Origin of the sequence: Arthrobacter sp. 2YAF22_2, assembly GCF_052114645.1 — a bacterium.
Taxonomy (GTDB): Bacteria; Actinomycetota; Actinomycetes; order Actinomycetales; family Micrococcaceae; genus Arthrobacter.
This window is the reverse complement of the sequence record NZ_JBFRFD010000145.1, coordinates 1-7,310: the sequence shown is the minus strand read 5'-3', so window position 1 is coordinate 7,310 and position 7,310 is coordinate 1. Positions and strand designations below refer to the sequence as shown.

The following is a 7,310-nucleotide window of genomic DNA, read 5'->3' as shown; positions in this document are numbered from 1 at the left end:
GCATCCCGGCGGCGACGGCGGCCGCCGCCGCGTGCCGCAGCGACTCGTCGGGCTGGACCACGACGGCTGACAGGTACTCCTCGACCGCCGTCCAGCGGGGCTTGGGCTGATGCTCGACCATGCGGCCCAGTCTTGCAGTTGCCCCGCCTGCAGGGTAGGCCCTCGGCCCCCTGTTACTCGCGCAGGGCCTTTTCCAGTCGGTCCAGTTTGCCCGTCAGTTCGCCCGTGTAGCCGGGGCGGATGTCCGCCTTGATGACGAGGGCGACGCGGCTGCCGTAGCGGCCCACGGCTTCCGTGGCCCGCTTCACGACGTCGAACACCTCGTCCCACTCGCCCTCGATCGTGGTGAACATGGAGTCCGTGTGGTTCGGCAGGCCGGAGTCCCGGACAATCCGCACCGCCTCTGCGACGGCGTTGTGGACGGAAGCATCATCGGTTCCTGGACCGGCCTCGGAACCGGAGGGGCGGCCTGAGGGTGCGACAGAAAAGGCAAGCAACATGGCTCCAGTCTGCCACGCCCGGACCGGGGCCGTCGTGGGCCGGACGCCGCGGACGACACGTCACAAACAGGCGTACCGGCCGGTAACAGGTTTCCTCCAACCTTGCGTTGCTACCCTGAGCAAATGAACCGGGCAGTAGACCGCAGGCCACTCCGCGCGGACGCCGCGCGCAACGTCAATAAGATTATTGCGGCGGCCCGTCAATGCTTCCGCGAATACGGCCCCGAAGTGCCGCTCCAGACCATTGCCGTCACCGCAGGGGTGGGCCCCGCCACGCTGTTCCGGAACTTCGCCGATAAGGAGGAGCTCGTCCTCGCTGCCCTGCACCAGCAACTGAAACTGCTGGTCAACCCGGTGATGGAAGAGGCACTGGCAGGCAAAGACGCCGCCGAAGGCCTGTTCCGCGTGGTCGATGCCCTGATGAGCGTCGCCAGTGACGAAGCGAACCTCCTCGGCGCGGTGGCCGGGCGCCGCGGCGTACTCACCGGCATCACGGGGGACCTGATCGATTCGGTGGCTGTGCTGCTGGGCCGCGGCCAGGGCCAGGGCACGCTGCGCAGCGACATCTCGATGACCGATATGATCCGGCTCCTGGCCATGCTGATCGGCGTCGTGGACACCATGGAGGCCGGATCGGACGCCTGGCGCCGGTCGGCGGCACTGCTGGAGGACGCCATCCGCGCGGCACGGCCCGACCGCCCGCTGCCGCCCCTGTCACCGTTGCCCGGACCCGGGTTTGGCACCGCCTTCGGGACCGCCTTCGGGTCCACCTACGGGACCACCTACCGCTAAGCCACCGATGCGACCTGACGGGACCGGACGGGGGCCGCCGACCGGGGCCACTAACCGTCAGCCGGCTTTTCCTTCGCCGCCTGCAGGTGCTGCTGGAGTTTCTCCTCGGCCTCGCGCCGGCGTCGTGCCATCTCGCGCAGTTCCCGGGTGGACTCGGCCCCCGGAGAAACGATGTGTTCGTGCGCCTTGGGCTGGCGAGCCTTGCGGACCGCCTCCGAATGCGCAGGGGGCGCCCCGTCCGGGTCGGACGCAGCGGTACCCGGATTGTCATTTTCGGTCATTCCCGAATGCTTCCATCGGCCGTGCGGCCCAACAAGGGGCTAAAGCCCGTTGAGCACCCGGCCGCGGCGCGTCAGTTCCAGCCGAGCAGGCGCAACCCCGCCGCCGCACCGGCGCCGGCCAGCACCACCACCAGGAACGGCGCCCGGAACAACAGTGCGATGGCAGCAGCAGCGAGGGCGCCGAGCCGGGCGTCCAGCGCCAGGGACTGCCCCGACGCCACGGTGTTCACGACCGTCAGGGAGGCGAGCAGACCGATCGTCATGGTGCCGGCGATCCGGGACATCCGGGGATTGCGCAGCAGGCTGGCAGGCACGAGGTACCCGACCAGCTTCCAGGCGTACGCCAGCACGCAGGACAGCAGGAGCCATCCCCAGAGCGTCATGCGCCCTCCCCCTGGCTGCGGCCGGCGCGCCGGGCTTCCAGGTGCTGCTCTGCGTACGGGTCCACATCCGGTTCCAGGCCCTCGTCGCTACGGCCATGGCTGAACCAGCCCACCACCGCGGCGACCAGCGCAGCGACCAGAATCGGCACCCCGGCCGGCACGAAAGGTACGGCAAGGACGGTGGCCAGGGCGCAGACGACGGCGATCGCGATAGGTTCGCGGCCCTTGAGCCGCGGCCACAGCAGGCCAAGAAACGCCGCCACCGCGGCGCCGTCGAGCCCCCATTGTTTCGGGTCACCGAGCGCGCTGCCGGCCAGCGCCCCGACGGCGGTGAAGAGGTTCCAGAGCACGAAGACGCCGATACCCGCGGTCCAGAAGCCCCGCCTCTGCTCCGCGGCGTCCGCTTGGCCGGTGCTCGTGGCGGTCGATTCATCGATCGTGACGTGGGCGGCCGCGAACCGCCGCCAGCCCCGCGGCTGGAGCAAGGCGTTGAGCTGCATGCCGTAAATACCGTTGCGCATGCCCAGCAGGGTGGCCGCGCTCATGGCCGCGACGCCGGAGCCTCCCCCTGCCACGACGCCGATGAAAGCGAACTGGGAGCCGCCGCTGAAGAGCAGCAGGCTCAGCGCCATGGTCTGCCAGAAATCGAGCCCGGAGGTCACGGATAAGGCCCCGAAGGACACTCCGTAGAGCCCGGTGGCGATGCTGATGGAGAGCCCGACGCGGACGGCCGGGGACTGCGTGAGCTTCACCGGCTCACCGGCAGCCTGCTCAGGGGCGGCGCGGAAAGGGTTCCGGTTGCCCGGGGTGACCAGCGGAAAGACATGGAACCATGCAACCACAGCCGCGGGACGCCGGGTAACCGGGCGGTAACCGGCTCCGTAATCTGGTCCAGGACCTGCGTCGGCGGCCCGCCAAAACGGGACTTTTCGCAGGGGGCCGGGCGGAGCTACCGGGGGTACCTTTTGACTATGAGCAGTGTTGTGGAGATGACCGGCGTCGTTAAGCGCTTTGGGGCAGTGACTGCCCTCGATGGCCTGGACTTCGAGGTGGCAGCTGGCGAAGTGCACGGCTTCCTGGGACCCAACGGGGCCGGCAAATCGACCACACTGCGGCTGCTTCTGGGCATGCTGCGGTCCAATGCGGGGTCCGTCCGCGTGTTGGGAATGGATCCCTGGCGCGACGTCGCGACGCTGCACCGCCGGCTGGCCTACGTTCCCGGCGACGTGTCCCTGTGGCCCAACCTGACCGGCGGCGAGGTGATTGAGCTGCTCGGCAAGCTGCAGGGCGGCCAGGACCGCGCGCGGCGGGACCGGCTGCTGGAGCTCTTCGAGCTGGATCCCACCAAGAAGGCCCGCACCTATTCCAAGGGCAACCGGCAGAAGGTGGCCCTCGTCGCCGCGCTGGCCACCGATGCCGAATTGTTCCTGCTGGACGAACCCACCAGCGGGCTGGACCCGTTGATGGAGGATGCCTTCCGCGGCTGCGTGCGGGAACTCCGGGCCCAGGGGCGCACGGTGCTGCTGAGCAGCCATATCCTCAGCGAAGCCGAGGCGCTCTCCGACCGGGTCAGCATCATCAGGGCCGGCCGGGTGGTGGAGACCGGCCCGCTGGAGCAGTTGCGGCACCTGACCCGCACGTCCGTCACGGCCGACGTCGTCGCCGTGCCGGCCGGGCTGGAACTCCTGCCCGGAGTGCACGACGTGGTGGTCGCCAACCACCGGATCAGCGCACAGGTGGATCCCGCCGGGCTGGGTCCGTTCCTGCAGGCCCTGACCGCTGCCGGGGTGCGGGCGCTCACCAGCCAGCCGCCCACGCTCGAGGACCTCTTCCGGCGGCATTATGGCTCCGGCAACGGCGCGGGGCGTCCGGAGGATCGTGCGGGCGCCGGCTCCGCCGCCGCTGGCTCCGGCGGTGCTTCCGCCGCCGTTCCAGGCGGGCCGGGCAATGCGTGAGACGCTGGCCGGCACCGGGATGCTGGTCCGGCTGGGGTTGCGTCGGGACCGCTGGCTGCTGCCGGTGTGGGTGCTCGGCTTCGCCCTTGTTGCGTATTCGACGGCGGCGGCCGGCGCGGGCCTCTACCCTGATGAGCGCAGCCGCGTCGAAGCCGCCAACGCCCTGAATGCCACCGCCTCTATCGTGGCGATGTTCGGACGGATTTACGATCCGTCCTCGCTGGGGGCCCTCTCGCTGATCAAGTACACAGCGTTCATGACTGCAGTCCTTGCGGTCCTCATGGTTGTGCTCATTGTCCGGCACACCCGGGCCGACGAGGAGAGCGGCCGGCTCGAACTGCTCGGCGGCGGACGGCTGGGACGCGACGCCCCGCTGGCCGCCGCCCTCCTTATCGGACTGGCCGCCAGCCTGGCCGTGGGGCTGCTGTCCGCCGCCGCGCTCACCGCCGGCGGCCTGCCGGCCACCGGTTCGCTGGCATTCGGTCTCGGCTGGACCGCCACCGGGATGGCCTTCTGCGCCGTGGCCGGCGTCGCAGCGCAGCTGACCGCGAGCGCCCGGGCTGCCAACGGCCTCAGCGTCGGTGTCATCGCCGTAACCTACGGCCTGCGCGCCGTCGGAGACCTCGCCGAACCGGGACCGTCGGTGCTCTCCTGGCTCTCACCGATCGGTTGGAACCAGCAGATCAGGGCGTTCGCCGGGGACCGCTGGTGGGTGCTGGTGCTCCCGGTCGCGCTCTGTATCCTCCTCATCCCGGCTGCTTTTAGCCTCCGGGCGCGGCGGGACCTCGGCGCCGGGCTGCGCGACGAGCGGCCCGGCCCGGCAGTCGGCTCGCTCACCGGGGTCTGGGCGCTGGCTGTTCGTCTGCAGCACCGGGTGTGGGTTGCCTGGGCCGTGGCGTTCGTCGTCTTCGGCGTTGTGGTCGGGTCCTTGATCGGGAACGTTGCGGAGATGCTGAGTTCTCCGAACGCCCAGGACATGGTCAAGCTGCTGGGCGGTGCGTCCGCTCTCCAGGATGCTTTCCTGGCGGCGGAGATCAGCGTCATGGGCCTGCTGGCCGCGGCCTACGGCGTGACCGCCGCGAACCACCTGCGCGGCGAGGAAACCGCAGGCCACACCGAGGCACTGCTGGGCACGGCCACCACGCGCAGCCGCTGGGCCAGCAGCCATTTCGCGTTCGCGCTGGCGGGCGTGACCGTGCTGATGGTGCTGACAGGGGTGTCGATCGGCGTCGGAGCAGCCCTCGCCGTTCAGGACGCCGGGTTGATCGGCCGGGCCATGGTCGCCTCGCTCGCCCAGATTCCTGCCGCGTGGGTGCTGACCAGCGTGGCCCTGGCCGTGTTCGGCTGGGTGCCGCGGCTGGCCGGCGCGGTCTGGGGCGTACTCCTGGCCTTCGTGGCGTTGGGAGAGTTCGGAGTGCTGTGGAATGCCCCCGGATGGCTAATGGACCTTTCGCCGTTCCGGCATTCGCCGCTGCTGCCTGTAGGTGCGGACTCCGTGCCGGATTTGGTGGCCCTCACCGCCGTCGCCGCCGGATTGGCCGCCCTGGGCTACTTCGGCTGGCGCCGCAGGGATCTGGCGCCCTAGCGTCATCGGCCGCCGCCCCATAGGGGGCACCCGCTGGGGCGCCGCCCCAGTGGAGGACGGCTCGTTTGCTTGTCAGGCGAGGGAGAGGAAGAGCTTTTCCAGCTCCTTCTTGTCCATGGTGGTGTCTTCGCGGACGATGCACTGCTCGAGGCCACTGGCGATGATGGCGAACCCGGCCCTGTCCAAGGCCTTCGAGACCGCCGCCAACTGCGTGACGATGTCCTTGCAGTCCTTCCCTTCCTCCAGCATGCGGGTGACTGCAGCGAGTTGCCCCTGGGCGCGCTTGAGGCGGTTGACCACGGGGGTCAGTTCAGTCGAGTCGAGTTGCATGAGTCTCCAAAGGGGTGGATGTCTTGCTGCCAACTATATACCCCACAGGGTGTTTTGGATACCGGACGGGGTATCTGCAATACTCGGTGGGGTATCCACTAACGCTCGCTTTCGAGAGGCCTCCATGACGCCCCCTTCCCCTAACGGGACCATCACCTCCCTCACCCCTGACACCCTTCGCCGCTGGGTCGCCGAGCATCAGGACCTCCTGGTGATCGATGTACGCTCCGCCGCTGAGTTCGAGTCCCTGCACATTCGCGGCTCCTACAACATCCCGCTGCCGCTGCTCTCCGAGCACTCCGATGAATTGGCTGCCCGCCTGGGCAGCCGTGTCGTATTGGTCTGCCAGTCCGGAATCCGCGCCGAACAGGCTCGCCAGCGCCTGGCCAAGTCCGGTATCGCTACGGCCTACGCCCTGACCGGCGGAGTGCCCGGATTCGCAGCAGCAGGCGGGCACGTCGTCAAGGGCAAGAACCGCTGGGACCTGGAACGCCAGGTCCGCCTCGCCGCGGGGTCCCTCGTGGTCCTCGGCCTGGCCGGCGGCAAGTTCGTCTCACCAAAACTACGGATGCTCGCCGGCGCCATCGGAGCCGGGCTGAGCTTTTCTGCGGCCACCAATACCTGTGCCATGGGCAAGGCGATCTCGGCGATGCCGTGGAACCAGGCGGCCACGGAGCCCACCCGCGAGAGCGCCATCCAGCAGCTTCCGACGGCTGACGCGACGCGGACCACGGCAGCATGATCGCGGCCCTGTCACTGGGGCTCTTCGTCGGGGCCGTGCTCGGTGTAGTCGGTGGCGGCGGCTCGATCATCGCCGTTCCGGCCCTGGTCTACGGCATGGGCCTGAGCCCCGCAGCGGCCATTCCCACGTCCCTTCTGGTGGTGGGGCTCTCCTCCCTGGCAGCGCTGATCCCCCGGCTGCGCCAAGGCATCAACTGGCCGGTCGTCCTGATTGTCGGCGCCGCGGGCATCCCCGCCGCGTGGGGCGGCACAGCAGTGGGCCGGCTGCTGGATCCGACCATCCTGATGCTCGCCTTCGCCGCCATCATGGTGGCCGCGGGGGTCCGCATGCTCATGCGCAGCAAGGAAGCGGAAGGTTCCTGCAGCACCGGCCCCGGCCGCGCCTTCCGCTCCTGCGCCCCCAAGGCCGTGGGGGTCGGGCTCCTGGTGGGCTTCCTCACCGGACTGCTGGGAGTGGGCGGGGGCTTCCTGATCACCCCGGCCCTCACCATGTTCCTGGGTCTGCGCATGAAACAGGCCGTCGCTTCATCCCTTGCCATCATTGTGATCAATTCGGCTGCGGGCTTCGGAGCCCATTCCGCCGGATTCGCCATCGACTGGTCGAGCGTCCTGGCGTTTGCCGTCCCCGCCATTCTTGGTTCCCTCGTTGCGGCCCGCCTGGCCCGCCGGCTGCAGGACAAACACATCCGGGTGTCCTTCGCCATGCTCATCTTTGCCGTCGCGGCCTGGGTCACGGCAAGCAC

At 69.4% G+C, this 7,310-nt stretch carries 10 protein-coding genes; 5 read left to right on the top strand and 5 right to left on the bottom strand.

The annotated features are described in order from the left end of the window. Positions 1 to 173 precede the first annotated feature (173 nt). Complete coding sequence (locus tag AB4Y86_RS08055) at positions 174 to 500, bottom strand: thiamine-binding protein (protein WP_441401709.1); 327 nt, start codon at positions 498 to 500, stop codon at positions 174 to 176. 123 nt (positions 501 to 623) lie between these two features. Between AB4Y86_RS08055 and AB4Y86_RS08050 the strand changes: the two genes are divergently transcribed. Further along, complete coding sequence (locus AB4Y86_RS08050) at positions 624 to 1,292, top strand: TetR/AcrR family transcriptional regulator (RefSeq protein WP_441401707.1); 669 nt, start codon at positions 624 to 626, stop codon at positions 1,290 to 1,292. Positions 1,293 to 1,342: 50 nt separating this feature from the next. On the opposite strand, the gene AB4Y86_RS08045 is transcribed toward AB4Y86_RS08050, so the two are convergent. From AB4Y86_RS08045 to AB4Y86_RS08035, 3 genes are all read right to left on the bottom strand, one after another. Then, a complete protein-coding gene (locus AB4Y86_RS08045; protein ID WP_441401705.1) occupies positions 1,343 to 1,573 on the bottom strand; it encodes a hypothetical protein in 231 nt (76 codons plus the stop codon). A 71-nt stretch (positions 1,574 to 1,644) separates the two neighbouring features. After that, positions 1,645 to 1,956 (bottom strand): AzlD domain-containing protein, encoded by a 312-nt coding sequence (locus AB4Y86_RS08040; RefSeq protein WP_441401703.1) that lies wholly within the window; start codon positions 1,954 to 1,956, stop codon positions 1,645 to 1,647. Beyond that, positions 1,953 to 2,708, bottom strand: coding sequence for an AzlC family ABC transporter permease (locus tag AB4Y86_RS08035; RefSeq protein WP_441401711.1), 756 nt, complete (start codon positions 2,706 to 2,708; stop codon positions 1,953 to 1,955). Before AB4Y86_RS08035 ends, AB4Y86_RS08040 begins: the two co-directional genes overlap by 4 nt. 219 nt (positions 2,709 to 2,927) lie before the next feature. Between AB4Y86_RS08035 and AB4Y86_RS08030 the strand changes: the two genes are divergently transcribed. Both AB4Y86_RS08030 and AB4Y86_RS08025 read left to right on the top strand, forming a co-directional pair. Further along, a complete protein-coding gene (locus AB4Y86_RS08030; RefSeq protein ID WP_441401701.1) occupies positions 2,928 to 3,911 on the top strand; it encodes an ATP-binding cassette domain-containing protein in 984 nt (327 codons plus the stop codon). Continuing rightward, on the top strand, positions 3,904 to 5,496 hold the full coding sequence (locus tag AB4Y86_RS08025; RefSeq protein ID WP_441401699.1) for an ABC transporter permease: 1,593 nt from the start codon (positions 3,904 to 3,906) through the stop codon (positions 5,494 to 5,496). Before AB4Y86_RS08030 ends, AB4Y86_RS08025 begins: the two co-directional genes overlap by 8 nt. A gap of 72 nt (positions 5,497 to 5,568) precedes the next feature. Here the strand turns inward: AB4Y86_RS08025 and AB4Y86_RS08020 are convergent, their stop codons facing one another. Next, entirely contained in the window at positions 5,569 to 5,826 is a 258-nt protein-coding gene (locus tag AB4Y86_RS08020; protein WP_144662938.1) for a metal-sensitive transcriptional regulator, read from the bottom strand. Between the two features lie 124 nt (positions 5,827 to 5,950). On the opposite strand from AB4Y86_RS08020, the gene AB4Y86_RS08015 reads away from it, so the two are divergent. Both AB4Y86_RS08015 and AB4Y86_RS08010 read left to right on the top strand, forming a co-directional pair. Further along, positions 5,951 to 6,568 carry a rhodanese-like domain-containing protein gene (locus AB4Y86_RS08015; RefSeq protein ID WP_441401697.1) on the top strand — a complete coding sequence of 206 codons (618 nt, stop codon included), beginning with the start codon at positions 5,951 to 5,953 and terminating at the stop codon, positions 6,566 to 6,568. Beyond that, positions 6,565 to 7,310 (top strand): sulfite exporter TauE/SafE family protein (locus AB4Y86_RS08010; protein ID WP_441401695.1); only part of this gene is annotated, 746 nt, incomplete at its 3' end. The genes AB4Y86_RS08015 and AB4Y86_RS08010, both read left to right, overlap by 4 nt.